Below are 26,454 nucleotides of genomic sequence, written 5' to 3' on the forward strand. Positions count from 1 at the left end.
TAGGCCGACACCGACAAGCGGCCCCGGGTTGTACCGAACCGTTGTCGTCCTGGTCACTCGGCCCGCGCGGGCCGGTCAGTCGGGAGCGACCGTGCCGTCCGTGAGCCCGTCGTACATGCCCCGCACCAACTGCTCCCCCAGGCGGCCCGCGAGCCGCAGCGCCCGCTCGAACTCGTCGAGGGCGCGGAAGCGGTCGCCGTAGCCGCGCTGGGCGTCGAGGGGGAGCCGGGGGAGCTGGAGGCGCCGTACGTCGAGGCGGGTGGCGGTGGAGGCGTAGCTGCTGGCCTGCCGGTGGTTGGCGGTGCCGCGCAGGAAGCCGGCGAGGAACCAGGGGTCGAGGGCGGCGGGGTCGGGGCGCAGGAGTACGAGGTTGCGGCCCAGGGCGGCGCCGGCCGTGGCGTCGTCGATCACGCGCGCGACGGATCCGCCGCCGAGGACGGGCACGACGACGTCGCCGGGTTCGGTCAGTACGGGTTCCTCGTCGCTTTCCTGGAGGGTGGCCGAGGGGCCGGTGCCGGCGAGTACGTCGTGGTCGGTGAGCAGGGGCACGCGCGCGTGGCCGCCGTTCGTGCCGGTGCGCAGCACGAGGGCGCCGCCGCGGGCGAGTTCGCCGACGGTGGTGAGCGGCCGGCGGGGCGCGGCGCGTCCGGTGCCGGGGGCCGCGGGGGCGAGGTCCGCGGTCAGGCGCAGGGTCTCGTCCAGGCGCTCGCGCACGTCCGTGAGCCGTGCGGTGTCTCCGGTGGCGGTGGGGGGCGGCAGGTGGCGGGCGGGGGCGAGGTCGACGTCGTCGTCGAGGAGTTCGATGACGGGCAGGGAGCGGGCCAGTCCCGGCCGTTCGTCGAGCCGGCCGGTGCGGTCGAAGTCGCGCCAGGCGTCGAGCACGGCGTCCCGCACGGACCGCCAGTCCGGACCGCCGCGGCCTTCCCCGGCGAACTGCCCCGCGTCCGCGAGCAGTACCTCGGGCTGCGCGGGCGCCTTCTCGGGCCGGCGCAGCATCCACAGGTGCAGGGGGATGTTGTACGGGGGTGCCGCGCCGACCGGCAGGGCGATCACGGCGCGCAGGGCGCCCCGGCGCAGCAGGTCGGCGCGGATGCGTCGGCCGGAGCGGCGGGAGGCCGCGGCGGGCGGCATGAGGACGACGACGGTGCCGCCGTCCCGGACGCGGGCCAGGGCGTGCTGCACCCAGGCCAGTTCGGACTCGGTGCGGGCCGGGAAGCCGTACTCCCAGCGGGGGTCGTAGGCGAGTTCGTCGTGGCCCCAGTTGCGTTCGTTGAACGGCGGGTGGCACAGCGCGGCGTCGGCGCGCAGGCCGGTCCGGACGTCGGCGCGCAGGCTGTCGCCGTCGGCGACCCGCACGGCGGCGTCCGTGCTCAGGGCGAGGCGCAGCGCGGCCAGGGCGGCCAGGGCGGGGTCGTTGTCCTGGCCGTACAGCTCCTGCCCGGGGCGGGTCGTGGCGGCGGCGCGGAGCAGGGTTCCGGTGCCGCAGGCGGGGTCGAACACCGTGCGGGCGGGGCCCGCGAGTTCGGCCATCAGCTCGGCGAGGGGATCCGGGGTGAGCGTGTAGTGCCGCGGGTTGGCGTCGAGGTGTCGGCCGAGCAGGAACTCGTACGTCTTGCGCGCGCCCGGCCCGGCGGCGAGTTCGGCGGTGCCGCGCAGGAGCGGGACGGAGGGGAGCAGCCGGGGGCCGATCGGGGTGGCGACGGTGCGCTCGGGGCCCGTGCCGAGGCGGGCGTCGAGTACCTGGTCGAGGGCGGCGGGCAGCATGGCGGCGAGGCGTTCGTCGGAGCCCGCGCTCGCTTCCAGCCAGAGGGTCGGGCGGTCGTGGATGAGCAGGAGGACGCAGCCGGCGTGCACCAGGGCGGTGACCGGGCCCTCGGGGTGGCCGGCCAGGTGCTGCCAGACGCGTTCGCGCGGGGGGACCTCGGCGAGCTTGCCCTGGGCGCGCAGCCACGACTCGACGTCGGCGAGGGAGAAGGACGGGCTGGTCTCGGTGCCGCCGACCGGCTTGGGGAAGTCCGCGTGCCGGCGGCGCCAGTTGCTGACGGCGGCCCGGCCGACGCCGGCGAGCCGCGCGATACCGGCGGCGGTCACCTCTGTCCCGTTGTCCTGCACGGTCGAGCCCCCTCGTCCTGGTGTGTGGCGTCGATCCTACCGACGAACACACGCCAACCCCGATTCACGTCGTGTACAGCCACTCCCACGTGAACCGTGTTGACTCGATTCACAAGCTCTGGTCTTATTGACCCAGCGAAACACCCCATGCCGAGCCGCCACGGTTTACGGCCTGGACGTTCCGTTTCGCCGATCTGCTGTCTTTGGGGAGAGGACTGACGTCATGGGCATGAAGACCAAGATCGCGCTGGGTGCTGTGGTGGGGATCGCCGTCATCGGCGCGCTGTCGGCCAACTCGGACGGCGGGGACGGCGACGCCAAGAGCGACAGCCGGACCTCCGCCGCCTCGGGCGAGCAGTCCGGCGGCGCGAAGTCGGACGGCGCGACGTCGGACGGCGCCGAGTCCGGCGGTGCGTCCGAGGCGAAGCCCGCCGAGGACAAGGCGGCCGAGAAGGGCTCGCAGGCCGACCGGTTCAAGGCCTTCGTGCAGAAGAACGGCACGGCCACGGAGAAGCAGGCCGTCTCCCACGTCACCAAGGTCCAGGGTGCGGAGGAGCAGAACGACATCCTGGACACCGCCGACGTCTACACCGACTTCACCGGTGGCATCATGGGCGAGGGCACGGGTTCGGCGAAGCTGATCGCCTCGGCGTTCGCCGACTGGAAGGACAGCGACAACGGTCTCGTCACCGTCTACGACGCCGAGGGCGAGATCCTCGGCAACGGCGAGTTCTGAGCCACGGCGCCGTCAGCACCGGCCCGCACCCCGGTACTTCGGTTCCCTTCCGCACCCCGTCGTGTTCGGTTCCCGCCCGGCGCCACGCCCACGGCTCACCGCCGCACCGGTCTCCGCCGGGCGGGGCGGCACCGGGCGGCCTTCGAGTACCCCCGGTCGGCGAGCGCCGATCAGCCGCTAGACCGACCGCGCCGCCGAACCACCGACCGTCCACCGACCCGTCCACCGGCCGATCGAACGATCGACCCAACCACCCACCATCCACCACCCACCACCCACCGCTTCATCGTTCACGGAAACCTGGGGAATCCCACCATGCGTCGCTCCAACCGCGGCACCGCGCTCACCGCTCTCCTCATCGCCGCGGCCACCGTCGGCCTCACCGGCTGTCAGTCCGGTCAGGACGGGGACGGCGACGCCGGCACCTCCAAAACCTCCGCCTCCGCCTCCGCTCCTGCCTCCGCGTCCGCGTCCGCGTCCAAGGCCGCCGCCGCGGAACCGTTCGCCGGGCTGACCGGCAAGGAGATCGCCGACCGGGCCGTCGAGGCCACCTCCGGCGCACGTTCGCTGCGGATCGCGGGCGACGTCTCCGACGACGAGAGCGGCGGCACCATCCGGATCGACATGGCCATGGACCGGCAGGGCGAGTGCGCCGGCACGATGAGCCTGGACGGACAGGGCGAGGCCGAGCTGATCAAGACCGGGGACACGCTGTACATGAAGTACGACGAACGGTTCCTGCGGGCGCAGAGCGAGGGCGAGCCCGCGGCCGAGACCGACGCGGCCGTGGACATGCTGGCCGGGCGGTGGACCAGGATGGCCGCCACCGGCCAGGACGCGAAGGACATGGCGGCCTTCTGCGACCTGGACGGCATGCTGGGCGACGCGGAGGGCGCCGGGCAGGACGTGACGCGCGGCGAGCGGACCGACGTCGACGGCAGGCCCGCGCTCCTCCTGCACGAGAAGGACGGCGCGGACCGCAACACGCTGTACGTCGCCACCGAGGGCAAGCCGTACCTGCTGCGCTTCGACAGCGAGTCCGAGAAGGACCCCGGCACCATCACCTTCAGCGCGTACGACGAGCCGGTCGCCGCCAAGGCGCCCACCGGGGATGTCCTCGACCTGGACGCACTGGGCGGCTGAGCGGCCGCCCGGCACCGACCGACCGGGGGCGCGTGCGGCGGCGTACGGCGTCGGCGCCGGTTCAGCCGCCGCACTGGCGCAGCATCGCCTCCCGGTCCGGTGCGGTCACCGCCAACTCGTACTTGACCGCGACCTGGGCGAACCGGACGGCGTACGCGCACCGGATCGACTTGTCGGGCGGCAGCCAGGAGGCCGGGCCGGAGTCGCGCTTGGCGGAGTTGGCGCGGCCCTCGACGGGGAGCAGGTTGAGCGGGTCGTTGGCCAGTTGCTCGCGCTTGCTCTCGGGCCACCGCGAGGAGCCCATCTGCCAGCTGTACGACAGCGGCACGACGTGGTCGATCTGGACCTCGCTCGCCTTCTGCTTGCGCCAGTCGATGGTCGTCCCGGTGTACGGGTCGTCCAGCGTCATGGCGACGACCACGCAGTCGGAACCGGAGCGGAAACGCACCTTCTGCCCGTCGCGTTTGAGCAGGTCGTTCCGCGTGTCACAGCCGTTGCGGGCGAACGGGACGCCGTCGGCGGTGTCCATCCAGGCGTAGCCGAACTCGTCCCGGTCGTACCCCGTCTTGGGGCCGCGGCCCTTGGTCTTCAGACCGTCGATGAGTTCGCGGGCGCTCGCCTCGTGGGCGCCGCCGGTGAGCGGTGCGAGACCCGGGTCGGTTCCGTCCGGGTTGTCCAGCGGGCTGACGGCGTGGCCCGCGGCCGGGGCCTCGGCGCCGCCTCGCGCGGCGGAGGCCCCGTCGTCGTCCATGCCCTCGCACCCCGTGACCAGGGCCAGAGTCAGGACCGCACCCGCGGCCCACCCGGTACGGATCCTGCTGTGCCGCCTCATGCGCGCCCCTCCCCTTGCTGTTCAGGACCACGGTAGCGAGGCAGAGGTTCGGGCCATAGAGGGCCTCAGTGGGCGCAGCGGGCATATCCGGCGTACGGTCGGAGGTGAGTCACGTCTCGGAAGGAGCGCCGCATGGGCTTCCTCGACAAGATGAAGAGCATGGCAGGCAAGGACAAGGACCGTTCCCGGAAGATGTCCGACGCCGCCGAACGCCAGGTCAACCAGAGGACCGGCGGCAAGTACGAGAAGCAGGTCGACGCCGCACAGCAGCAGGCCGAGGGCAAGCTCGGCTTCGGGCGCGACCGGGGCGGCGACCGGCCGGACCAGCCATAGGACCGACCGCAGAGAACGCTCTCTCCCGCCACACACTCCCCACCACTCATCCCACACACGTCGAAGCCGTCCGCGGACCTGTTCCGCGGACGGCTTCTTCGACGGGCAAACGCGGCCGGGATCGCGCTCAGGGCTGCGGTCCCCGGCCGGTCGCCGAGGGCTACGACCCGAGGATCGAGGTCAGGAACTCGCCCACCCAGCCGAGCAGTTCCCGCCCGACCAGCGGCTTGCCGCCCACCTTCGCGGTCTTCGGGCGCGGTACGAGCACCTGGTGCGTGCCCGCCTTGATGACGCTCCCGGGGTAGAGCCGCTTGAGCCTCAGCTCCTGGGACTCGCGCAACTCCACGGGCGCGAAGCGGATGTTGTTGCCTTGGAGCACGATCTCGCCGACGGCGCACGCCCGCGCGAGCATACGCAGCCCCGCGACCAGCAGCAGGTTCTCCACCGGCTCCGGCAGTTTGCCGTAGCGGTCGACGAGTTCCTCCCGTACGGCCTTGACGTCCTCCTCGCTGTTCGCGGAGGCGATGGACCGGTACGCCTGGAGGCGCAGCCGCTCGCCGGGGGCGTAGTCGTGCGGGACGTGCGCGTCCACGGGCAGCTCGATCTTGACCTCGAGCGGCGGCTCCTCCTCGACACCGCCCTCCAGGGAGGCCCGGTAGTCGGCGACGGCCTCGCCGACCATCCGTACGTACAGGTCGAAGCCGACGCCCGCGATGTGGCCGGACTGCTCGCCGCCGAGGAGGTTGCCCGCGCCGCGGATCTCCAGGTCCTTCATCGCCACGTACATGCCCGCGCCCATCTCGGTGTGCTGGGCGATGGTGGCGAGCCGCTCGTGCGCGGTCTCCGTCAGGGGCTTCTCCGGCGGGTAGAGGAAGTACGCGTAGCCGCGCTCCCGGCCCCGGCCGACGCGGCCGCGCAGCTGGTGGAGCTGGCTGAGGCCGAAGTTGTCGCCGCGTTCGACGATGAGGGTGTTGGCGTTGGAGATGTCGATGCCGGACTCGACGATCGTCGTCGACACCAGTACGTCGTACCGCTTCTCCCAGAAGTCGACGACGACCTGCTCCAGGGCCTGCTCCGACATCTGGCCGTGGGCGGTGGCGATGCGCGCCTCGGGGACGATCTCGCGGAGCCTGGCCGCCGCGCGGTCGATGGACTCGACGCGGTTGTGGATGTAGAAGACCTGCCCCTCGCGCAGCAGCTCGCGGCGGATCGCGGCGCCGATCTGCTTGTGCTCGTAGGGGCCGACGAAGGTCAGCACCGGGTGGCGCTCCTCCGGCGGGGTGGTGATCGTGGACATCTCGCGGATGCCGGTGACCGCCATCTCCAGGGTGCGCGGGATGGGGGTCGCGGACATGGTCAGCACGTCGACGTTGGCGCGCAGCTTCTTCAGCTGCTCCTTGTGCTCGACGCCGAAGCGCTGCTCCTCGTCGACGATGACCAGGCCCAGGTCCTTGAACCTGGTCTCGGAGGAGAAGAGGCGGTGGGTGCCGATGACGATGTCCACGGAGCCCTCGCGCAGGCCCTCCAGGGTCGCCTTGGACTCGGTGTCGGTCTGGAAGCGGGAGAGCGCCTTGACGCTGACCGGGAACTGGGCGTAGCGCTCGCTGAACGTCCCGAAGTGCTGCTGCACCAGGAGCGTCGTCGGCACGAGTACGGCGACCTGCTTGCCGTCCTGGACGGCCTTGAAGGCGGCGCGGACCGCGATCTCGGTCTTGCCGTAGCCGACGTCGCCGCAGATCAGGCGGTCCATCGGGACCGTCTTCTCCATGTCGTCCTTGACCTCGGCGATGGTGGTGAGCTGGTCGGGGGTCTCCGCGTAGGGGAAGGCGTCCTCCAGCTCGCGCTGCCAGGGGGTGTCGGCGCCGAACGCGTGACCGGGTGCCGCCATCCGCGCGCTGTAGAGCTTGATCAGGTCGGCGGCGATCTCCTTGACCGCCTTCTTCGCGCGGGCCTTGGTCTTGGTCCAGTCGGCGCCACCGAGCCGGTGCAGGGTGGGGGCCTCGCCGCCGACGTACTTGGTGATCTGCTCCAGCTGGTCGGTGGGGATGTACAGCCGGTCGCCGGGCTGCCCGCGCTTGGCGGGGGCGTACTCCACGACCAGGTACTCGCGGGTGGCGCCCTGGACGGTGCGCTGCACCATCTCGATGTAGCGGCCGACGCCGTGCTGTTCGTGGACGATGTAGTCGCCCGCCTCCAGGGTGAGCGGGTCGATGGTCTTGCGGCGCCGGGCCGGCATCCGCGCGCCTTCGCGGCCGGCGGCCTTCTGCCCGGTCAGGTCGGTCTCGGTGAGCACGGCCAGCTTGAGGGCCTGGTCGACGAAGCCGTGGTCGATCGAGCCGCAGGAGACGTGCACGACGGAGGGGCTGAGGGTGCCGAGGTCCTGGTCGAGGCGGGCGGCGATGCCCTCGCCGCCGAGGACCTCGACGGTGCGGGAGGCGGGGCCGTGGCCCTCGGTGAGGTAGACCGCGCGCCAGCCGTCGGCGAGCCAGCCCTTGGTGTCGGCCAGTGCCTTGGCGGTGTCGCCTCGGTAGGTCTCGGGGGCGTGCATGCCGAGCTTGAGGGTGTCGGCCTCCTCGAACGCGTCGTCGGCGGCGAAGGGCGACACCGACCACCACATCATGTCCAGCTCGCGGGCCCGCTCGCGGACGTCCGCGATGGACCACAGGGAGGCCGCGTTCACGTCGATCGGCGCCTCGCCCCCGCCCGCGGTGGCCGCCCAGGACGCCTGGAGGAACTCCTGCGAGGTCGCCACCAGGTCGGCGGCCCGGGTGCGGACCCGCTCGGGGTCGCAGACCAGGGACATCGAGCCCTTGGGCAGCACGTCGAGGAGCAGTTCCATGTCGTCGACGAGGACCGGGGCGAGGGACTCCATGCCCTCGACGGCGATGCCCTCGGCGATCTTGCCGAGCAGTTCGCCCAGCTCGGGGTGGTCCTCGGCGAGGGCGGCGGCCCGCTCGCGCACATCCGCCGTCAGCAGCAGCTCACGGCAGGGCGGGGCCCACACCCCGTGCTCGGCGACCTCCAGGGAGCGCTGGTCGGCGACCTTGAAGTAACGGATCTCCTCGACGTCGTCGCCCCAGAACTCGACGCGCAGCGGGTGCTCCTCGGTCGGCGGGAACACGTCCAGGATGCCGCCGCGCACGGCGAACTCGCCGCGCTTCTCCACCAGCTCCACGCGGGCGTACGCCGCTGCCGCCAGGGCTTGGACGATCTCCTCCAGGTCGGCGCCCTGCCCGGTGCGCAGGGCGACCGGCTCCAGGTCGCCCAGGCCCTTGACCTGGGGCTGGAGCACGGAGCGTACGGGGGCGACGACGACGGAGACCGGGCCGGTCTCGGGGTCGTCGGGCCGGGGGTGAGCCAGGCGCCGCAGGACGGCCAGGCGGCGGCCGACGGTGTCGCTGCGCGGGCTGAGCCGCTCGTGCGGGAGGGTCTCCCACGAGGGATACTCCACGACGCCCTCGGGCGGCAGCAGTGAGCGCAGCGCCGCGGCCAGGTCCTCCGCCTCGCGTCCCGTCGCCGTCACCGCCAGGACGGTGCGGCCCGTCTCGCGGGCCAGGGCGGCGATCGCGAAGGGGCGGGCGGCGGGCGGACCGACCAGGTCGACGTGCATGCGGTTGCCGTCTGCGGCCGCCGAGATCGCTTCCGCGAGGGCGGTGTCCTTGACGACGGCGTCGAGCAGACCGTGCAGGCTCATTCGGGGCGCTTTCCGTGCGGGGGTGTACAACACGACGGGCCCGACGCGCGCTGCGGGCCGGGGTGTCTCCAGCGTACGTCGGTCCGCTCGGGTGCGTCGGGGGCTGTGGACGACTCCGGATGTGTGGTGGCCGGCGCCGCGGCGGCCGTACCAGGCCCGTGCGCGCCCGGCGCCGGACTCGGTGGGGCGAGAAGTTCCCACAAAAGAAGCCCGGCGCCTCCGCCCCCCTGGGACGTCGGCGCCGGGCTCTCCCCCGCAACCCCCGTGTGCGGTGGCCGTAGGGACGGGTGCTACTCCGTCGCGATGGCGTTCAGGACGTTCATGCGGCCCGCCCGGAAGGCCGGGACCAGGGCGGCGAAGAGGCCCACGAAGGCCGAGCCGATGAAGACGCCGATGATCGTCGGCCAGGGGATGTCCAGGACGTTCAGCCCCTCCAGGGCGAGCAGCTTCTGCGCGGTGGCTCCCCAGCCCAGGCCCAGACCGAGGCCGAGCAGAGCGCCGAAGAGGGCGATGACCACGGACTCCATGCGGATCATGCGGCGCAGCTGGCGGCGGGAGAGGCCGATGGCCCGCATCAGGCCGATCTCGCGGGTCCGCTCGACCACCGACAGCGCCAGGGTGTTCACCACTCCGAGGACGGCGACGATGATCGCCAGGGCGAGCAGGCCGTAGACCATGTTCAGCAGCTGGCCGATCTGGTCCTTCAGCTCCTGCTTGTAGTCGGTCTGGTCGGCCACCTGGTACTGCGGGTAGGCGTCCATCGACTTCTTCAGCGCGGTGTACGCCTGGTCGGACTGGCCGTCCTTCGCCTTGGCGAACATGATCGTGTTCGGCGGGACGTTCTCGGCGGGCAGGTACTTCCGCATCGTCTCGATGCTGATGTACCGGGCGCCCTGGTCGATGGCCACGTCGTCGCTGGTGATCGCGGCGACCTGGAGCTTGGCGGTCTCGCCGCCCTTGAAGGCGACGGAGACGGTGTCGCCGACGTGGACGCCGTGCTTCTCGGCGTAGTCCGAGCCGACCGACATGGCGTCGGTGCCGTAGGCGGCGGAGAGCTTGCCCTCCGTCGTCGCGCGGCGCACGTCCTCGGCGTAGGTGGGGTCGGCGGCCGTGACGCCGTCGTCGTCCGTCTTGCCGTCGGGCGAGGTCAGCGTGGCGTCGAGGACCTTGTAGCGGGTGACGTGCTCCAGGCCGGGCGTGTCCTGCATGGCCTTCTCGGCCTGCGGCACGATCCGCTGGTTGCCCTGGACGATGAAGTCCGCGCCGACCGTCTTGTCCAGCTCGCTGGTGGCGGAGGCGACCATGGAGGAGCCGACGACGGACAGGCAGGCCACCAGCGCGAGGCCGATCATCAGGGCGGCACCGGTGGCGCCGGTGCGGCGCGGGTTGCGCAGGGCGTTGCGCTCGGCGAGGCGGCCCACGGGACCGAAGGCCCGCAGCAGCACGGCGCTGATCACCCGCACCACGAACCCGGCCAGCAGCGGCCCGATGACGACGAACCCGATGAGGGAGAACACGATGCCCGCGCCGAGCATCAGCGAACCGTCGCTCGCCTTGTCGGCGGAGGCGGCCGTGAGCAGTGCGGCCGCGCCGGCGCCGGTGAGGACCAGGCCGATCAGGCCGCGGATCCAGCCGGCCTTGCCGTCGGCCGGTGTGCCCGCGTCACGCAGGGCGGCCATCGGGGAGACCTTGCCGGCGCGGCGGGCCGGCAGGTAGGCGGCCAGGACGGTGACCACGACCCCGAGGACCAGGCCGATCACGGGGGTGGCGGTCTTGATGGTCAGGTCGTCGGTGGACAGGTTCATGCCCGCCGCCGACATCAGCTTCATCAGCCCGATGGCGATGCCGACACCGGCCGCGACGCCGAGGACGGAACCGACGATGCCGAGGAGGAGCGCCTCGACCAGCACCGAGCGGTTGACCTGCCGGCGGGACGAGCCGATGGCCCGCATCAGGCCGATCTCCCGGGTGCGCTGGGCGACCAGCATGGAGAAGGTGTTGATGATCAGGAAGATGCCGACCAGGAACGCGATCCCGGCGAAGCCGAGCATGGCGTACTTGATGACGTCCATGAACTCGCCGACGTCCGCGCGGCCTTCGTCGGACGCCTCCTTCGCCGTCTGGACCTTGTACGCGCCCGCGCCGAGGGTCCCGGCCACGTTCTGCTTGAGCTGGGCGTCGGTGACGCCGGACGCTGCCGTGACGTTGACCTGGCTGAACCGGTCGGGGCCGCCGAGCAGTTGGCGCTGCGCGGTGGGGGTGTCGAAGTAGAGGACCGCGGCACCGGGGTTGGTGACGGTGAAGGAGGCGATGCCGACGATCCGCGCCTTGAAGTCGCCGGTCTGCGCGATGGTGCGCAGCTCGTCGCCGATCTTCAGGTCGTGCTTGTCGGCGGTGTCGGAGTCGACCATCGTCTCGGTCGGGCCGCGCGGGGCGTGTCCGGAGGTGATCTCCATGGACCGCAGGTCGTTCTTGGTCCAGTTCCCGGCGAGGGTCGGGGCGCCACTGGTGGCGCCGACGTTGTCGTTGTCGGCGTCGACGACGGTCACGTTCATCGAGACGACCGCGCCCTCGGCCGACTCCACGCCCTCGGCCGAGCGGATCTTCTCCAGGGTGGACGCCGGCAGCGACTCGGGCACCCCGCTCTGCGGCGCGTTCTCCGCCTCGGCGTCCTTCGGGGCGACCGTCACGTCCGAGGAGGTCACGGCGAAGAGCTTGTCGAAGGTGGTGTTCATCGTGTCGGTGAACACCAGGGTGCCGCACACGAACGCCACCGACAGCAGCACCGCCACCGCCGAGAGCGCCATGCGGCCCTTGTGCGCGAGGAAGTTGCGCATCGAGGTCTTCACGACGGTCATGACGTGCGCCCCCGGGCGTCGAAGTCCTTCATGCGGTCGAGCACGGCCTCCGCGGTCGGCTGGTGCATCTCGTCCACGATCCGGCCGTCGGCGAGGTACAGCACCCGGTCCGCGTAGCTGGCGGCCACCGGGTCGTGGGTGACCATCACGATGGTCTGGCCCAGTTCGGTGACCGACTGGCGCAGGAAGCCGAGGACTTCGGCACCGGCGCGCGAGTCGAGGTTTCCGGTCGGCTCGTCACCGAAGATGATCTCGGGCCGGGCAGCCAGGGCACGCGCCACCGCGACGCGCTGCTGCTGGCCGCCGGAGAGCTGGGTGGGCCGGTGCTTGAGCCGCCCGGCCAGGCCCACGGTCTCCACGACCCGGTCCAGCCACGCGCGGTCGTACTTGCGGCCGGCGATGTCCATGGGCAGCGTGATGTTCTCGATCGCGTTGAGCGTCGGGAGCAGGTTGAACGCCTGGAAGATGAAACCGATCCGGTCCCGGCGCAGCTGGGTGAGCCTCTTGTCCTTCAGGCCGGTGATCTCGGTCTCGTCGAGGTATATCTGCCCGCTGGTGACGGTGTCCAGGCCGGCCAGGCAGTGCATCAGCGTGGACTTGCCGGACCCCGACGGGCCCATGATCGCGGTGAACCTGCCCCGGGCGATGTCCACGTCCACGTGGTCGAGGGCGACCACCCGGGTCTCGCCCGAACCGTACGCCTTCACGACCTGCCGTGCTCGCGCGGCAACGGCCGTACGCCCTCCAGTGCTCCCGTGCGTGGGAATACTTACGGCCGATGTCATGTCAAGTCTCCTATGTCGGTCATCGAGTGAGCTGCCGGTGCCGCGGTCGTCGTGTGTGAGGGCCGCCGTGCGGGCGCCGTGCCGCTGCCTCGAAGAGTCTCTCCGGAAGCGGGGGTCGACCGCGCTGGTGTTCAGCGCAGTCTTCTACTGAGGAAAACCCCACCCCCGCGGGTCCGGTTCACCGCCCCCCAGCGGCGTAAAGCCAGACTAAGGACGACAGGGGGTCCGTCTCGTCCTCCGTCGGTACGAACCCTCCCCGAGCCGTAGTACGGAGGTACCCCTAGGGGCAGCCCACCCTGAGGTGGAGTGCTCCTAGGGGTACGTCCTCCTCCCGAGGGTGCACCCACCCTCCACCCACCGCCCCGCCGACTCCCCCGCCGCCACCCCGCTCCTACCGCACTCCTACTCCACCGCACGCCCCGTCAGCGAACTGAGGTTGCTGCGCACGGAGGCCATGTGGGCCTGGACCTCGTCCCAGCGCTCCCCGTGCTCGCGCAGCACTCGTTCGGTCTCGCGGGCGATCCCCTCCTGCCGCGCCCGGGCCCCGGCGACCACCTCGGCCGCCCGGGTGCGGGCCTCCTCCTGCCGCCGCCCGGCCGCCTCCCGGGCGTCGGCCAGGTCCCGCTCCGCCTCCCGCACCGCCTGCTCGGCACGCGCCACCGACTCCGCGTGACCGGCATCCAGCGCCCGCGCGCCCTCCTCCTCGGCCCGCTCGACGGCGGCCAGCCGTTCGGCGTGCTCCCGCTCCTGATCGGCGAGCATCGCGTCGGTGCGCCGACGCGTCTCGCGCAGCGCGGACAGCGCCTCGGCCCGCCCCGCCTTCACCTCGCGCCGCGCCCCGACCCGCACCTCGTCGGCCTCCGCGCGCGCCCCTAGCAGCCGCTGCCGGGCCCGCTCGTCGGCCTCGGCCCGTACGGCGTCGGCGTACTCCCGGGCCGCCTCCAGCACACCGGCCGCGTACGCCCGCGCGTCCTCGGCCCTCTCCTGCCCGGCACCGCGCGCCCGCTCACGCACGGCCCCGGCCTCCTCCCGGCCGAGTCGGAACAGGCAGCGGGCGCGCTCTCCCAGCGCCTCGTAGTCCTGCGCGGTGAGCTGGGCGACCACCTCCTCCAGGTCCCCCAGGTCCTCCTCCATCTCCCTGGCCAGCACGGTGAGCCGGGCGGCCCGTTCCCAGGCCGCGTCACGCTCCGCGGACAGGGCCTCGGCGTACTCCTCCACCTGCTCGGGACGGTAGCCGCGCTCGCGCCCGCGTACGGTCGCGAAGCCGTGGGGAGACGCGGACGCGCCGCTCATGGTCATCACACCCCTGTGGTGAACCTGCCGCACTGATGCCGCATCAATGCCGCACCGACGCCGCACTAAATGGACTTACCCGACTTTATGGATCGGGCGCGGGCCCTCATAACGCGACACACCGCACACAAAGGGCGGGGCCCGGCCGACACACACGTCGACCGGACCCCGCCCCTCGGGTACGTCAGCGGCGCGGGCGCCTCACAGCAGCCCGTCCCACATCTGCTCCAGCAGCACCGACCACCAGCTCTCCGGCGAGCCGAGCGCCGCCGGGTCCAGCGCCGCCAACTGCGCCTGGAAGTCCACCGTCCAGCGGCCCGCCTGCTCCTGGTTCAGACCGAACCTGAGCCGCCACATCCGCCCCAGCAGCGCCAGGCAGCGCGCGAACTCCGGCAGCCCGGTGTTCACGAACTGCGGCGGCACGGACGCACCGCCCGGACCCGCCTCCACCGGCACCGCCACGATGGCCGCCGTGCCGTACTGCACACAGATCGCCCGGCCGAAGTCACTGCCCACGACCAGGTACGACCCCGCGTCCGAGGCCGGCTGCACACCGCGCTCGGCCGCCAGCTCCGCCAGCGTCGGCACCGGACGCCCCGGCTGGGCCTGCGCCCAGAAGAAGGGCCCCATGTCCATCGGCAGCCCCGCGGCCACCAGCGTGTGCGCCACGATCGGCGGCACGCCCTGCCGGGACACCGCGGCCTGCTCGAACCGGAAGACCCCCGGACCGAACGCGCCGCCCAGCTCCTGCCCGATGGCCTCCGGCGGAACCGGCGGCGCCGGCTGCACCTGCGGCAGCGGAGCACGCACCGGCGCCGGACGCGCCGGACCGTCGGCCACCTGATGCAACTCGCCCTGGTGCGCCAGCAGTTGCTGCATGCCCTGCTGCCGGCTCGCGTGGTCCAGGCCGTACGGCGCGATCGAGGTGATCCGCGCCTGCGGCCACTGCTCCCGGATCATCCGCGCGCAGTACGCACCCGGCAGCTCGCACGACTCCAACTCGGTGTGCAGCTCGAGCACCTGGTCCGACGGCACGTTCATGGCCCGCAACTCGTGGAACATCTGCCACTCCGGGTGCGGCGTACCCGGCGCGGAACGCCGGATCAGCTGCTGCTCGGAGCCGTCCTGGGCGCGGTAGCGCAGCACGGCCTGGTAGCCCGGTCCGACGGTCGGCTGACCAGTGGGCTGGGGCGGATAGCCGTACGCCGGAGGCTGACCGGGCACGGGCTGCCCGCCGGGCGGCACCGCACCGGACGGCACGGGCTGTGCGGCACCCGGAACACCCGGAGCGCCCGGGGGCGGCGGAGGCGCACCGATACCGGCGGAACCGCCCACCGAGGGAGCGGCCAGCACGGTCTGCGCGTGGTGCACGGCACCGCCCGCACCCCCCGCGGAACCCTGCGGCCCGGAAGCACCCGGGACCCCGGGAGCGGCCGGAGGAGGCGGCGGCGCACCCGGCCCGGACGACGCCCCCGGCGGCACCCCGGGAGCACCCGGCGCAGCGGGGGCACCAGGAGGCCCGGGAGGACTGGGCGGACCGGGCGGGCCCGGCGGCTGCGGAGCCCCGCCGCCCGTGCGGCCCGGGTCGGCCAGCATCGTCGCCGCATGATGCACCCCACCCGGCGGCGTCCCACCCGGAGCACCCGGAGCACCCGGCGGAGGCGGAGGCGGCGTACCCGGCGCCCCCGGACCGGCCGGAGGCTGCGGCCCGGCGCCGGACGGAGGCGGCGTGCCCGGACCGGCCGGAGGCTGCGTGCCCGGACCGGCCGGAGGCTGCGGCCCGGCGCCGGACGGAGACGGCGTACCCGGCCCGCCCGACCCCTCCGGACCCAGCGGCGGCACCAACTGCGTCGGCACGTAACCCCCGCCGACGCGTCCGGCGCACCCGGCGCCGCAGGCCCCGACGGCGCGGGCGCACTCCCCGGACGCGCGCCCGGCACACCCGGGGCGCCCGGCGGAGGCGGCGTGGTCGCACCGCCACGACGCGGCGGAGGCGCCGCCTTGCTGGTCGCGGCGTCGGCGATGTCCCCGGCGTTCGGCGCGAGCGGCCGGGGCGGCGTGGCGGGCGCCACGGGACCGTCGGACGGCTGCGCCGGGGGCGGCGGCGTCCCCGGAGCGGCGGACGCGGGCGGCGTCTGCGGCACCCCGGGCCCGCCGGGCACGGACCGCGCGTCCGGATCGCCCACGGCCGGCGAGAGCGCCGTAGCCGGAAGTCCGCTGCCGCCCGACATCAGCGCCGTCTTGGCGTCCGACGTCGCCGAAGGCGGCGGCGTGTCGTCGTCGGCACCGCTCAACGGCGGCGCGAACACGGTCTGCGGCAACGGTACGGAGCGGTCCTCACCGGCGTCCGCGTTGGTGTCCGTCCCCGCCCAGGGCGTCGCCCCGGCAGGCGCACTCGGCGCACCGGACGCACCCGCGCCCGCCCCGGAGCCACCGGCGCTCTCACCGGCGGCCGGCCACCCCGCACCGCTCCCGGAGGCAGCGACAGGGGCAGGAGCGGAGGCAGAAGCAGAAGCCCCGGTCCCGACGCCACCGGCGTCCCCGGCACCCCCGGCCTCACCGCGACCCTCCCGGCCCTCCCGGTCCTCCCGGTCCTCCCGGTCCTCCCGGTCCTCCCGGTCCTCCCGCCGACGGTCCGGGATGCCGATCCTGTCCGCCGCCTCCTGCAACCACTCCGGCGGACTCAACAGGAACGACGTCTGGTTCAGATCCACCCGCGCCGCGGGCACCGCGGCCGGCACCTCCGCCTCGTCCGGACGGCCGTACTCCTCCTCGTACCGGCGGATCACCTCGCCCACCGGCAACGAGGGCCACAGCGTCGCCTCACCACTGTCCCGGGCGACCACCAGCCGCTGCCCGCCACCGTCCGAACGCGGACCGTCCGCACGGTCCTCGGCCCACATCACGAACCCCAGGCCGAACTCCCGCACCCGCACCTCGCGGTGCTGATACGCCGGCAGCTCGCCGTTGACCCACTCCTCCGCGCGCTCCTGCGCCTGCGCGAACGTCACCATCGTCAGCTCACTCCCCCGCCGAAGACACCGAAGCAGCAGAAGCCGCGGCCGTCACAGGCACCGCACGCGCGAAACCGCCGTCCACCATCAGGTTCGCCACCGTCTCCAGCTCGGGCGGCGACCCCGCCAGCCGCGACAGGAACGCGTCGAAATCCGCACCACAGGGCAGCAGCAGACGCTCCACCCGATCCGCCGGAGGCAACGACGGGTCCACGTCCCGCACATCGTCATAGGCGCAGAACCACACCGAACCGATCCGCTCGCCCTTCACCTTCACGGCGAGCAGACCACCCTGGACGAACGCGACACCCAGAAAGTCCTTGGTCAGATGGTCCCGCAGGCACTTGTTGACGTACACCAGATCATTGACCGCCGCCTCCTCACGCACCGTGAAGAACGGCTGGTCCACCAGCAGCCCCAACTCCGCGTCCAACGCCGTACCCACCGGCGCACAACCACCCGCCGCCTTCAGGAACGACCGGTACGCCCCCGGCAACCGGTACCCGAGATCCTCCTCGACCCCCTGCACCTGCTGCTCCGTGACCGCCACACCCGACTTGGGCAGACCGAAGTGCGCCGGACGCGTCTCCTGCAACGGCCGCGTCCCACGCTTGGCCTGGTCCACCGCCGCCGTCGCGATCCCACCGTGATGCCGCAGCAGCGCCTTCACCTCGACCGGGACCAGCTCCATCCGCCGCGACCCGGCCACGTGGTGCCACGTCCAGCCGTGCGGCGTCGCCACCGCCGGCACCGTGTCCCACAACTCGTGCCCCGACGCCGACAACGCCGCGTTCGCCGACACGTAGTCCGTCAGCCGCAACTCGTCGACCCCGAACCCCTCCGGCGGATCCGCGATCTCCGCGACCGCACGGGCGTACGGCGAGAAGACGGGGTAACCACCCTCGTCCACCCGTACCCCTCTCGGGTGACGGGCCGCCCGCACCGGATCCGGGAAATGCACGACCTGCCCGGCATAGGCCGCGTTCGGCGGCGCGGCCGCTTGCCCGAGCCGACCTGTCGTCATGGCGGTTGCCCCCTGCGGCGTCTGTCTGCTGTCTGCTGTGTCTTGCACTGTCCGGCCACCGCACGCAATCACGGTGCCGACAGCCTATGCGGTACGACGCAAGGGGTCACCGGCACCGGACCCCGCACCCGACCCCCGCACCTCCACTTCCGTGACCAGCCGTCACCCTTCCGTGACACACCGCCCATACCCGGGCGTGTCGCCACGCCCCAGCTTCCGCAGCAGCCACGAGATTTGGCACTCTGTGACCTCCGGGGGGATGCACAGGAGGGGAACGATCATGAGTGCGACACAAACGGGACCCGCCACCGGGCGGTCCGACGACCCCCGCGGCGGCGACCCCCGCGGCGGCGACCCGCGCATCGGCTGGAGCAGCACCGACGCCCACCGCGCCCCCACCCTCCGGCACCGCCGCGACGGCATACTCCCGACCGTCGCCGCCGCCCTCTCCGTACGCGGCACCACCCTCACCGGCACCGCCACACGCGCCGACACCCCACCCGCCCTGCACCACCTCGTCCAGGACTTCCTCGACACCCTCACCAGCGGCCAACGCGACCGCTACACCGGCCGCTGCGCCGAAACCATCCTCATCTCACGGCACCTCGCCACCGCCGACGCCACCCGCAGCAAACGCGCCGCACGAAAACCCATGACCAACGGCGAAGCCCGCAAAGCACTCAAACACGCCAAACTCACCACCCGCCGCATCCGCGAGGACGGCGACCCCCTCCACGGCGCCTTCGCCCCACCCTGCCGCGCCTGCACCGCCCTCAGCGCCCACTTCGGCGTCCGCATCGTCGACCCCACCCCCACCACACGCGAGGACTGACGTCCACCGGGCGCCCCCCGCCGACGAGCAGGCCCAGCAGACCGAGCCGACCGAGCCGACCGAAACGAACCAAGGGCAGATGCAAGCCGACCGCACCTCCACGACCCGCTTCCCCGTCCCCGTCGACGCCGCACTGCGCGACGCCGGCTGGCAACCCGGACGCTGGGACATCAAGCAGGCCGAGATCTGGGCCGACACCCTGCGCGGACACACCTCACCCGCAGGACACCGCCACACCGTCTTCCCCGCCGCCGTCGAAGCCTGGGCCGAATTCGGCGGCCTCCACATCGCCCCCACCGGACCCGGCCGCCAGATCGCCCCCACCACCCTGCACCTGGACCCCCTGCACGGGCTCCACATGGCGCGCACCCTCGGCGACCTCGGCCGCGCACTCTCCACCCCCACCTGCCCGCTCGGCACCGAGACCGACCACCAGTCCCTCGTCGCCATCGACGCCGAAGGCCGCGTCTACGCCCTCGACCACACCGGCGACTGGTACCTCGGCCCCGACATCGACACCGCCCTCGCCACCCTCGTCGCCGGCACCAGGCCCACCCGCCTCACCGCAGGCTGACCCCGCCGCACACCTACGACGCCGCCGGAATCACCGCCGACACCCGGAAACCCCCCGCGTCCGTCGGACCCGACACGAACACACCCCCCAGAGCGGCCACCCGCTCCTTCATCCCCACCAGCCCGTTGCCACCGGACGGCAACCGCGCCGACTCCGCCGACAACTCCGGCGGCGGCTCGTTCTCCACCTGCATCGCGATCTCCGAGACCCGATGCGCCAGCCGCACATACGTCTTCGCGCCCGCCGCGTGCTTGTGCACGTTCGTCAGCGCCTCCTGCACCACCCGGAACGCCGTCGACTCCACCTCCGCCGCGTACAGCCGCTCCTCACCCTCCACCGACAGATCCACGACCATCCCGGCCGCCTCCGACTGCCCGATCAACTCGTCCAGCTCCGACAGGCACGGACCGTCCGGCGACGACCCCCCGCCCTCCGCCGCCCGCGACGCCGCAGCCGCCGCGGCCACCCCCACCGCCGCCAACGGCACCGACGCCCGCTCCGCACGCGCACCGTCCCCACCACTGCGCAGCACCCCGAGCATCTCCCGCAACTCCGTCAGCGCCTGCCGACCCATGTCCCCCACCAGGGCCGCGTTCTTCACCGCCTTCTCCGGGTCCTTCCGGGCCACCGCCTGCAACGCGGCCGCGTGCACCACCATCAGACTCACCCGGTGCGCGACCACGTCGTGCATCTCCCGCGCGATACGGGTCCGCTCCTCACCCCGCGCCCACTGGGCACGCTCCTCCGCCCGCTCCGCGAGCAACTGCAGCTCGCGCTCCAGGCTGTCCGCCCGCTCCCGCAGACTCTCCATCAACCGCCGCCGCTGCCCCACGTACAGGCCCAGCAGCAGGGGCGGCGCCGTCAGCCCCAGGGACGACCCGATCGACGCGAACGGGAAGAACCAGTCCCCCAGGTCCACCCCGTCCCGGCCCATGTCCTGCCGCAACCGCACGAACGTCACGATCAACGTCCCCAGGAACGACATCCCCGCCAGGGCCCCGATGATCCGCCGCGGCAACTCCGACGCCGCCAGCGTGTACAGGCCGACGACACCCAGCAGGAAACCCATCTCGGCCGGCGTGACGGCGAGCGCCACCAGCACCACCGCGACCGGCCACCTCCGCCGCACCACCAGCACCGAACCGGTCAGCAGCCCGAACAGGACCCCCACCGCGAGCGGGATCCCCGCGTCCCGCGCGAACGGAACCCCCTCCGCGGCGCACTCCAACGCGGACACGACGCCGAGGCTCACATCGAGCACCGCGCCGCGCCGCCTGTCCCACCACCAAGGCCCACCCCGGGCCGGTACGTGGTCTTCCCCCGTCGTGGTCATGCCCCCAGCCTACGGGCGCCGACCGCCCCTTTTCCGGTGACTTTCGACAAACGATAGGACGCGATATCCCTCGAACTGGTGAACCCCGGACCGTTCACCACCGGAAGCGAGGATTCCGGCCGGACGGTATGCCCATGGAACGTTCACAGAACAAGTACGCGGACTTCGAAGGGTTGCGAGAACGGGCGGTGGCGCTGCGGCGGGCCGGCTACAGCCTTCGGCAGATCCGCGACGAGTTGCAGGTCTTCAACAACGACATCCTCAACCAACTGGTGAAGGGCGAGCCGCCCCCTGAGTGGACGAAGCGCCCGAACGCGAAGGACGACGTCAAGGCCAAGGCGCGCGAGCTCCGACTCCAGGGCTGGACGTACGACCAGATCGAGGCGGAGCTGGGCTGCTCCAGGAGCTCGGTGTCGCTGTGGGTGCGTGACCTTCCGAAACCCGAACCTCGATACACCGCGGAAGAACAAAGGGCCCTCATGAACGCCGGCCTCACGCGCCTGCGCGAGGCCCAGGACGCGGAGCGCGAGAGAGTTCGGGCCGCGGCCAAGCAAGAAGCCAGCAGCCTCGGCGACAGGGAGCTGTTCCTGACTGGCGTGGCGCTCTACTGGGCCGAGGGCTCCAAGAGCAAACCCTATGACCGACGGGAGCGGGTCATCTTCGTGAACAGCGACCCTGGGGTGATCGAGGTCTACCTGGCCTGGCTCGACCTGCTTGGCGTGAGTCACGACCGTCTCACCTACCGGATCCTCATCCACGAGTCGGCGGACATCACGGCGGCCCACGAGCACTGGGCGGGCATTGCTGGAATCGCTGTCTCGGCATTCGCTAAGCCCACCCTCAAGCGGCACAACCCCAAGACCGTCCGGAAGAACACCGGCGACAGCTATCACGGATGCTTGGTCGTGGGAGTCGCCAAGGGCGCTGATCTGTACAACCGCATCGAAGGTTGGTGGAGCGGCATTGTGGCTTCCGCTCAGACGCGGCTCCGGTAAGGTCTGATGCGCTGTCCCCCGTGGTGTAACTGGCAGCACACTGGTTTTTGGTGCCAGCAGGACAAGGTTCGAATCCTTGCGGGGGAGCTAGAGCGCACAACGCCTGGGTTCGGGCCCTGACCGGCACATCGGCCGCCGTCAGGGCCCGCACTCATGTCCCCCACAAACCACCCCGGTATCCTGCGGATGTCCACCCCCACCCCCTCAAAGCCGAAGGGCATCCCGTGAGCGCCATTCGCCCGGCAGCCGTCGTCGTTCTCGCAGCGGGTGAGGGCACCCGTATGAAGTCGGCCACACCCAAGGTCCTGCACGAGCTGTGCGGCCGCTCCCTCGTCGGGCACGTGCTCGCCGCCGCCGGTGAGCTGGACCCCGAGAACCTGGTCGCCGTCGTCGGGCACGCCCGCGAGAAGGTCACCGCGCACCTCGCCGAGGTCGCCCCCGACGTGCGCACCGCCGTCCAGGAGCAGCAGAACGGCACCGGGCACGCCGTGCGGATCGGTCTGGAGCCGCTGGGTGGTGCCGTGGACGGGGTCGTCGTGGTCGTCTGCGGTGACACCCCGCTCCTCACCGGCGGGACGCTCAGGGCGCTCGCGGCCACGCACACCGCCGACGGGAACGCCGTGACGGTGCTGACGGCCGAGGTGCCGGACGCGACGGGGTACGGGCGGATCGTGCGGGACGGGGCCTCGGGTGCCGTGACGGCGATCGTGGAGCACAAGGACGCGTCGGAGTCGCAGCGGGCGATCCGGGAGATCAACTCGGGTGTGTTCGCCTTCGACGGCCGGCTGCTCGCGGACGCGTTGGGCAAGGTGCGGACGGACAACAGTCAGGGTGAGGAGTACCTCACGGACGTGTTGGGGATCCTGCGTGAGGCGGGGCACCGGGTCGGTGCGTCGGTGGCCGGGGATCACCGGGAGATCGCGGGGATCAACAACCGGGTGCAGCTCGCCGAGGCGCGTCGGATCCTGAACGACCGGCTGCTGACCGAGGCGATGCTGGCCGGCGTGACGGTCGTCGATCCGGCGACGACGTGGGTCGACTCGACGGTGACGTTCGAGCGGGACGCCGTCGTGCACCCGGGTACGCAGCTGCACGGTTCCACGCATCTCGGTGAGGGCTGCGAGGTCGGGCCCAACTCCCGCCTCACGGACACCCGGGTCGACGCGGGGGCGCGGGTGGACAACACCGTGTCCGTCAGCGCTCACGTCGGTCCGCAGGCGTCGGTCGGTCCGTACGCGTATCTGCGGCCGGGGACGCGGCTGGGGCTCAAGTCGAAGATCGGTACGTTCGTGGAGGCGAAGAACGCGTCGATCGGCGAGGGGACGAAGGTCCCGCACCTCTCGTACATGGGGGACGCGACGATCGGTGAGTTCACGAACATCGGTGCCGCGAGTGTGTTCGTGAACTACGACGGCCAGGACAAGCACCACACGACGATCGGCTCGCACTGCCGTACGGGTTCGGACAACATGTTTGTGGCTCCTGTCACGGTCGGGGACGGTGCCTACACCGCCGCCGGCTCGGTGATCACGAAGGATGTGCCGCCCGGTTCGCTGGCCGTGGCCCGTGGCCAGCAGCGGAATATCGAGGGTTGGGTGGCCCGGAAGCGTCCGGGGAGCGCGGCGGCGAAGGCGGCCGAGGCGGTCTCCCGGGAGACAGGCTCCGAAGACTGACCGGAAACCGGCGCGTCGAACACGGCGTACCGTGATAAGTGCACATCCGCACCCCACCAGCTGAGACGCCCCCGCGGCCAGTCGGGTGAGCGCCCATGTCGCTCAGCTGCGAACCTCTGAGGAGAAAGTGCTGTGACCGGGATCAAGACGACCGGCGAGAAGAAGATGATGCTCTTCTCCGGCCGCGCACACCCCGAGCTTGCCGAGGAGGTCGCCCATCAGCTGGGTGTCGGGGTCGTCCCGACGAAGGCCTTCGACTTCGCCAACGGCGAGATCTATGTGCGTTATCAGGAGTCGGCGCGCGGTGCGGACTGTTTCCTGATCCAGAGCCACACGGCTCCGATCAACAAGTGGATCATGGAGCAGTTGATCATGATCGACGCGTTGAAGCGTGCGTCGGCGCGCTCCATCACGGTCATCGTGCCGTTCTACGGTTACGCCCGTCAGGACAAGAAGCACCGTGGGCGTGAACCGATTTCGGCGCGTCTGGTGGCGGACCTGATGAAGACGGCGGGTGCGGACCGGATTCTGACGGTGGACCTGCACACGGATCAGATCCAGGGGTTCTTCGACGGTCCGGTGGACCACCTGTTCGCGCTGCCGCTGCTCGCGGACTACGTGGGCGCGAAGGTGGACCGGGCGAAGCTGACGGTGGTCTCTCCGGACGCGGGCCGGGTGCGGGTGGCGGACCGTTGGTGCGACCGTCTGGGTGCGCCGTTGGCGATCGTGCACAAGCGGCGTGACAAGGACGTGGCGAACCAGGTCACGGTGCACGAGGTCGTGGGTGACGTGGAGGGGCGTATCTGCGTCCTGGTGGACGACATGATCGACACGGGTGGCACGATCTGTGCGGCGGCGGACGCGTTGTTCGCGCACGGTGCGGAGGATGTCATCGTGACGGCGACGCACGGTGTGCTGTCGGGTCCGGCGGCGGACCGGTTGAAGAACTCGAAGGTGAGCGAGTTCGTGTTCACGGACACGTTGCCGACGCCGAACGAGCTGGAGCTGGACAAGATCACGGTGCTGTCGATCGCGCCGACGATCGCGCGTGCGGTGCGTGAGGTGTTCGAGGACGGTTCGGTGACGAGCCTGTTCGACGAGCAGTGAGCGTCGTGCGGTCGGTGCGGTAACCGTTCTGCACGGTGTCGTCCCGGCCTGTTTGATCGTTTTGGGTGCGGCCTCCCTCTCCGAGTAGACTGCTGAAGTTGCTCGGCGAGGGAGGCCGTACCCGTGTTCGCGGGTGTGGTGGTCCGTTATCGACGCGCTCTTCGTAGCAGGCCGTTCGTGGCCGGGTGACCACGTCCGTTCTGTTTATTACGAGGAGTGATCATGCCCGAGGTAAAGCTCACCGTCGAGACGCGCACCGAGTTCGGCAAGGGTGCCGCCCGTCGCATCCGCCGTGACGACAAGGTCCCCGGCGTCCTGTACGGCCACGGTTCGGACCCGCTGCACCTGACGCTGCCGGGTCACGAGCTGCTGATGGCGCTGCGTACGTCGAACGTGCTGATCGCGCTGGACATCGACGGCAAGACCAACGAGCTGGCGATCCCGAAGTCGGTCCAGCGTGACCCGATCAAGGGCTTCCTGGAGCACGTCGACCTGCAGCTGGTGAAGCGCGGCGAGACCGTGTCGGTCGAGATCCCGGTGCAGGCCGAGGGCGAGCTGGCTCCGGGCGGCTTCCTGCTGGAGTACATCCTGGACGCGCTGCCGGTCGAGGCCGAGGCCACGCACATCCCGCAGCAGGTCACCGTGTCGGTGGCGGGTCTGGAGGCGGGTGCCTCGGTCCTCGCCAAGGACATCGAGCTGCCGTCCGGTGTGAAGCTGGACGTCGAGGACGACACCGTGGTGCTCCAGGTCGTGTCGGCGCAGGCCGAGGAGGCCCCGGCCGAGGGCGAGGGCGAGGCGGCCGCCGAGGCCTGATCCTCGTCTACGGTCATCGTTTGGTCGGCCGCTGTTCCCGTGCGGGGCAGCGGCCGACGTGTATGTGTGGACGGGTAGGCGAGGAGACATGGACGTGACGACGGACGCGAGCGCTCCCTGGCTGGTGGCCGGGCTCGGCAATCCGGGCGGCGAGTACGCCGCGAACCGGCACAACGTCGGTTTCATGGTGGCGGATCTGCTGGCGGAGCGGATCGGGGCGCGGTTCAAGCGGCACGGCAAGGCGCAGGCGCAGGTGGTGGAGGGGCGGATCGGTCCGCCGGGGCCGGCGAACCGGCGGGTGATCCTGGCGAAGCCGATGTCGTTCATGAACGTGTCGGGCGGGCCGGTGACGGCGCTGCGGGACTTCTACAAGGTTCCGGTGGGCAACATCGTGGCGGTGCACGACGAGTTGGACATCGACTACGGGGTGCTGCGGTTGAAGCTGGGGGGCGGGGACAACGGGCACAACGGGCTGAAGTCGATCACGAAGTCGCTGGGTCCGGAGTACCACCGGGTGCGGTTCGGGATCGGTCGGCCGCCGGGGCGGATGCCGGTGGCGGATTTCGTGCTGCGGGATTTCTCGTCGACGGAGCGCAAGGAGTTGGACTACTTCGTGGACCGGGCGGCGGACGCGGTGGAGGCGTTGGTGATCGAGGGGTTGGAGCGGGCGCAGAGCGCGTACAACTCCTGACTTGTCCGGTGATGGTTCGCGGGCGAGTTGACCGAGCGCACGGATATGGCCAATGATCCCGGCCATGCCTGCCTCTGTCGCCGCCGCCCGTCCTCGTCAGGTGTCGTCCGCGGTGCTGCGGTTGGGGCGGGTCGCGGCGATGGGGTCGGTCGCCGTGCTGATCCTGATCGCGGGGGTGTGGGCGTCCTGGGGCACGGCGCAGCACGTGGTGCTGACCAAGGGCCGGGAGCGGGGCACGGTCGAGGTGACGCGTTGTGCCGACGGTTCGTGCAGTGGCCCGTATGCGCCGGTGTCGGCGGGGTCGCAGGCGCGGGGGCGGGTCGTGATCGAGGATTCCGTCGCCGTGTCGAAGGGGCGGACGTACGCGGTGGTGGTGAAGCCGGGCGGTGACGAGGTGGTGCGCTCGGGTCCGGCCGGGGTGCTGTTCGCGTGGGTGCCGATGGGTGGTGCGCTGCTGCTCGCGTCGGTGGTGGTGGCGGGCGGGCTGCGGCGGACGCGGGTCGCCTGGGGGATGGCGGGGGCGGGGGTCGCTCTGTTGACGGCGGCGTTCTTCGCGGTGTGAGGCTTCGGCGGGTTGTCCGTCGTACGACGTGGGGTGCCCCCGGGCTCTGT

Annotated in this window: 19 protein-coding genes, 1 tRNA gene and 1 pseudogene; 12 read left to right on the forward strand and 9 right to left on the reverse strand. The window is 71.8% G+C overall.

Translation table 11 applies throughout. From position 1 onward, the window contains the following. Positions 1 to 75: 75 nt before the first annotated feature. Positions 76 to 2,112 (reverse strand): HsdM family class I SAM-dependent methyltransferase, encoded by a 2,037-nt coding sequence (locus tag BJ961_RS32590; protein ID WP_271416350.1) that lies wholly within the window; start codon positions 2,110 to 2,112, stop codon positions 76 to 78. A gap of 223 nt (positions 2,113 to 2,335) precedes the next feature. Between BJ961_RS32590 and BJ961_RS32595 the strand changes: the two genes are divergently transcribed. Further along, a complete protein-coding gene (locus BJ961_RS32595) occupies positions 2,336 to 2,848 on the forward strand; it encodes a hypothetical protein (RefSeq protein WP_271416351.1) in 513 nt (170 codons plus the stop codon). 315 nt (positions 2,849 to 3,163) lie between these two features. Then, entirely contained in the window at positions 3,164 to 3,991 is an 828-nt protein-coding gene (locus BJ961_RS32600) for a hypothetical protein (RefSeq protein ID WP_271416352.1), read from the forward strand. Positions 3,992 to 4,052: 61 nt separating this feature from the next. Here the strand turns inward: BJ961_RS32600 and BJ961_RS32605 are convergent, their stop codons facing one another. Continuing rightward, positions 4,053 to 4,823 carry an HNH endonuclease family protein gene (locus BJ961_RS32605; protein WP_271416353.1) on the reverse strand — a complete coding sequence of 257 codons (771 nt, stop codon included), beginning with the start codon at positions 4,821 to 4,823 and terminating at the stop codon, positions 4,053 to 4,055. A gap of 132 nt (positions 4,824 to 4,955) precedes the next feature. Between BJ961_RS32605 and BJ961_RS32610 the strand changes: the two genes are divergently transcribed. Then, positions 4,956 to 5,156, forward strand: a complete 201-nt coding sequence (locus BJ961_RS32610; protein ID WP_271416354.1) for an antitoxin — start codon at positions 4,956 to 4,958, stop codon at positions 5,154 to 5,156. Between the two features lie 160 nt (positions 5,157 to 5,316). Here BJ961_RS32610 and mfd read toward each other — a convergent pair whose 3' ends face one another. The 6 genes and pseudogenes from mfd to BJ961_RS32645 all read right to left on the reverse strand — a co-directional run bounded on the left by mfd (position 5,317) and on the right by BJ961_RS32645 (position 17,824). Further along, positions 5,317 to 8,850, reverse strand: coding sequence for a transcription-repair coupling factor (gene mfd / locus BJ961_RS32615; protein ID WP_271416355.1), 3,534 nt, complete (start codon positions 8,848 to 8,850; stop codon positions 5,317 to 5,319). Between the two features lie 290 nt (positions 8,851 to 9,140). Beyond that, positions 9,141 to 11,708, reverse strand: a complete 2,568-nt coding sequence (locus BJ961_RS32620) for an ABC transporter permease (RefSeq protein ID WP_271416356.1) — start codon at positions 11,706 to 11,708, stop codon at positions 9,141 to 9,143. Further along, positions 11,705 to 12,493: an ABC transporter ATP-binding protein gene (locus tag BJ961_RS32625; RefSeq protein ID WP_271416357.1), complete on the reverse strand. Its 789-nt coding sequence runs from the start codon at positions 12,491 to 12,493 to the stop codon at positions 11,705 to 11,707. Before BJ961_RS32625 ends, BJ961_RS32620 begins: the two co-directional genes overlap by 4 nt. A 402-nt stretch (positions 12,494 to 12,895) precedes the next feature. After that, a complete protein-coding gene (locus tag BJ961_RS32630) occupies positions 12,896 to 13,786 on the reverse strand; it encodes a cellulose-binding protein (RefSeq protein WP_271416358.1) in 891 nt (296 codons plus the stop codon). Between the two features lie 201 nt (positions 13,787 to 13,987). After that, positions 13,988 to 16,800 (reverse strand): annotated as a pseudogene (locus tag BJ961_RS32635) (SUKH-4 family immunity protein). 7 nt (positions 16,801 to 16,807) lie between these two features. Beyond that, on the reverse strand, positions 16,808 to 17,824 hold the full coding sequence (locus tag BJ961_RS32645) for an SMI1/KNR4 family protein (RefSeq protein WP_271416360.1): 1,017 nt from the start codon (positions 17,822 to 17,824) through the stop codon (positions 16,808 to 16,810). A 280-nt stretch (positions 17,825 to 18,104) separates the two neighbouring features. On the opposite strand from BJ961_RS32645, the gene BJ961_RS32650 reads away from it, so the two are divergent. Continuing rightward, positions 18,105 to 18,656 carry a YwqJ-related putative deaminase gene (locus tag BJ961_RS32650; RefSeq protein ID WP_271416361.1) on the forward strand — a complete coding sequence of 184 codons (552 nt, stop codon included), beginning with the start codon at positions 18,105 to 18,107 and terminating at the stop codon, positions 18,654 to 18,656. 79 nt (positions 18,657 to 18,735) lie between these two features. Next, complete coding sequence (locus tag BJ961_RS32655; RefSeq protein ID WP_271416362.1) at positions 18,736 to 19,230, forward strand: SUKH-3 domain-containing protein; 495 nt, start codon at positions 18,736 to 18,738, stop codon at positions 19,228 to 19,230. 13 nt (positions 19,231 to 19,243) lie between these two features. Here BJ961_RS32655 and BJ961_RS32660 read toward each other — a convergent pair whose 3' ends face one another. Further along, entirely contained in the window at positions 19,244 to 20,563 is a 1,320-nt protein-coding gene (locus BJ961_RS32660; protein WP_271416363.1) for a sensor histidine kinase, read from the reverse strand. 134 nt (positions 20,564 to 20,697) lie between these two features. Between BJ961_RS32660 and BJ961_RS32665 the strand changes: the two genes are divergently transcribed. The 7 genes from BJ961_RS32665 to BJ961_RS32695 all read left to right on the forward strand — a co-directional run bounded on the left by BJ961_RS32665 (position 20,698) and on the right by BJ961_RS32695 (position 26,404). Further along, positions 20,698 to 21,558, forward strand: coding sequence for a hypothetical protein (locus tag BJ961_RS32665; RefSeq protein WP_271416364.1), 861 nt, complete (start codon positions 20,698 to 20,700; stop codon positions 21,556 to 21,558). A 14-nt stretch (positions 21,559 to 21,572) separates the two neighbouring features. Next, positions 21,573 to 21,645 (forward strand) — tRNA-Gln (locus BJ961_RS32670). 137 nt (positions 21,646 to 21,782) lie between these two features. Continuing rightward, positions 21,783 to 23,231: a bifunctional UDP-N-acetylglucosamine diphosphorylase/glucosamine-1-phosphate N-acetyltransferase GlmU gene (glmU, locus tag BJ961_RS32675; RefSeq protein ID WP_271416365.1), complete on the forward strand. Its 1,449-nt coding sequence runs from the start codon at positions 21,783 to 21,785 to the stop codon at positions 23,229 to 23,231. 132 nt (positions 23,232 to 23,363) lie between these two features. Beyond that, complete coding sequence (locus BJ961_RS32680) at positions 23,364 to 24,338, forward strand: ribose-phosphate diphosphokinase (protein ID WP_271416366.1); 975 nt, start codon at positions 23,364 to 23,366, stop codon at positions 24,336 to 24,338. 222 nt (positions 24,339 to 24,560) lie between these two features. Further along, on the forward strand, positions 24,561 to 25,151 hold the full coding sequence (locus BJ961_RS32685; protein WP_271416367.1) for a 50S ribosomal protein L25/general stress protein Ctc: 591 nt from the start codon (positions 24,561 to 24,563) through the stop codon (positions 25,149 to 25,151). Positions 25,152 to 25,239: 88 nt separating this feature from the next. Then, on the forward strand, positions 25,240 to 25,842 hold the full coding sequence (gene pth / locus BJ961_RS32690) for an aminoacyl-tRNA hydrolase (protein WP_271416368.1): 603 nt from the start codon (positions 25,240 to 25,242) through the stop codon (positions 25,840 to 25,842). A 52-nt stretch (positions 25,843 to 25,894) separates the two neighbouring features. After that, positions 25,895 to 26,404, forward strand: a complete 510-nt coding sequence (locus tag BJ961_RS32695) for a hypothetical protein (protein WP_271416369.1) — start codon at positions 25,895 to 25,897, stop codon at positions 26,402 to 26,404. The last annotated feature ends 50 nt before the right edge of the window (positions 26,405 to 26,454 follow it).

The sequence above is a fragment of the Streptomyces lienomycini genome (assembly GCF_027947595.1).
Lineage (GTDB): Bacteria > Actinomycetota > Actinomycetes > Streptomycetales > Streptomycetaceae > Streptomyces > Streptomyces lienomycini.

What these genes read in the sequence shown, in the direction of transcription:
- BJ961_RS32595 (WP_271416351.1), top strand. Translation starts at nt 2,336, where the DNA reads ATGGGCATGAAGACCAAGATCGCGCTGGGTGCTGTGGTGGGGATCGCC.
- BJ961_RS32600 (WP_271416352.1), top strand. Translation starts at nt 3,164, where the DNA reads ATGCGTCGCTCCAACCGCGGCACCGCGCTCACCGCTCTCCTCATCGCC.
- BJ961_RS32605 (WP_271416353.1), bottom strand. Translation starts at nt 4,823, where the DNA reads ATGAGGCGGCACAGCAGGATCCGTACCGGGTGGGCCGCGGGTGCGGTC.
- BJ961_RS32610 (WP_271416354.1), top strand. Translation starts at nt 4,956, where the DNA reads ATGGGCTTCCTCGACAAGATGAAGAGCATGGCAGGCAAGGACAAGGAC.
- mfd (WP_271416355.1), bottom strand. Translation starts at nt 8,850, where the DNA reads ATGAGCCTGCACGGTCTGCTCGACGCCGTCGTCAAGGACACCGCCCTC.
- BJ961_RS32620 (WP_271416356.1), bottom strand. Translation starts at nt 11,708, where the DNA reads ATGACCGTCGTGAAGACCTCGATGCGCAACTTCCTCGCGCACAAGGGC.
- BJ961_RS32625 (WP_271416357.1), bottom strand. Translation starts at nt 12,493, where the DNA reads ATGACATCGGCCGTAAGTATTCCCACGCACGGGAGCACTGGAGGGCGT.
- BJ961_RS32630 (WP_271416358.1), bottom strand. Translation starts at nt 13,786, where the DNA reads ATGAGCGGCGCGTCCGCGTCTCCCCACGGCTTCGCGACCGTACGCGGG.
- BJ961_RS32645 (WP_271416360.1), bottom strand. Translation starts at nt 17,824, where the DNA reads ATGACGACAGGTCGGCTCGGGCAAGCGGCCGCGCCGCCGAACGCGGCC.
- BJ961_RS32650 (WP_271416361.1), top strand. Translation starts at nt 18,105, where the DNA reads ATGAGTGCGACACAAACGGGACCCGCCACCGGGCGGTCCGACGACCCC.
- BJ961_RS32655 (WP_271416362.1), top strand. Translation starts at nt 18,736, where the DNA reads ATGCAAGCCGACCGCACCTCCACGACCCGCTTCCCCGTCCCCGTCGAC.
- BJ961_RS32660 (WP_271416363.1), bottom strand. Translation starts at nt 20,563, where the DNA reads ATGACCACGACGGGGGAAGACCACGTACCGGCCCGGGGTGGGCCTTGG.
- BJ961_RS32665 (WP_271416364.1), top strand. Translation starts at nt 20,698, where the DNA reads ATGGAACGTTCACAGAACAAGTACGCGGACTTCGAAGGGTTGCGAGAA.
- BJ961_RS32685 (WP_271416367.1), top strand. Translation starts at nt 24,561, where the DNA reads ATGCCCGAGGTAAAGCTCACCGTCGAGACGCGCACCGAGTTCGGCAAG.
- pth (WP_271416368.1), top strand. Translation starts at nt 25,240, where the DNA reads ATGGACGTGACGACGGACGCGAGCGCTCCCTGGCTGGTGGCCGGGCTC.
- BJ961_RS32695 (WP_271416369.1), top strand. Translation starts at nt 25,895, where the DNA reads ATGATCCCGGCCATGCCTGCCTCTGTCGCCGCCGCCCGTCCTCGTCAG.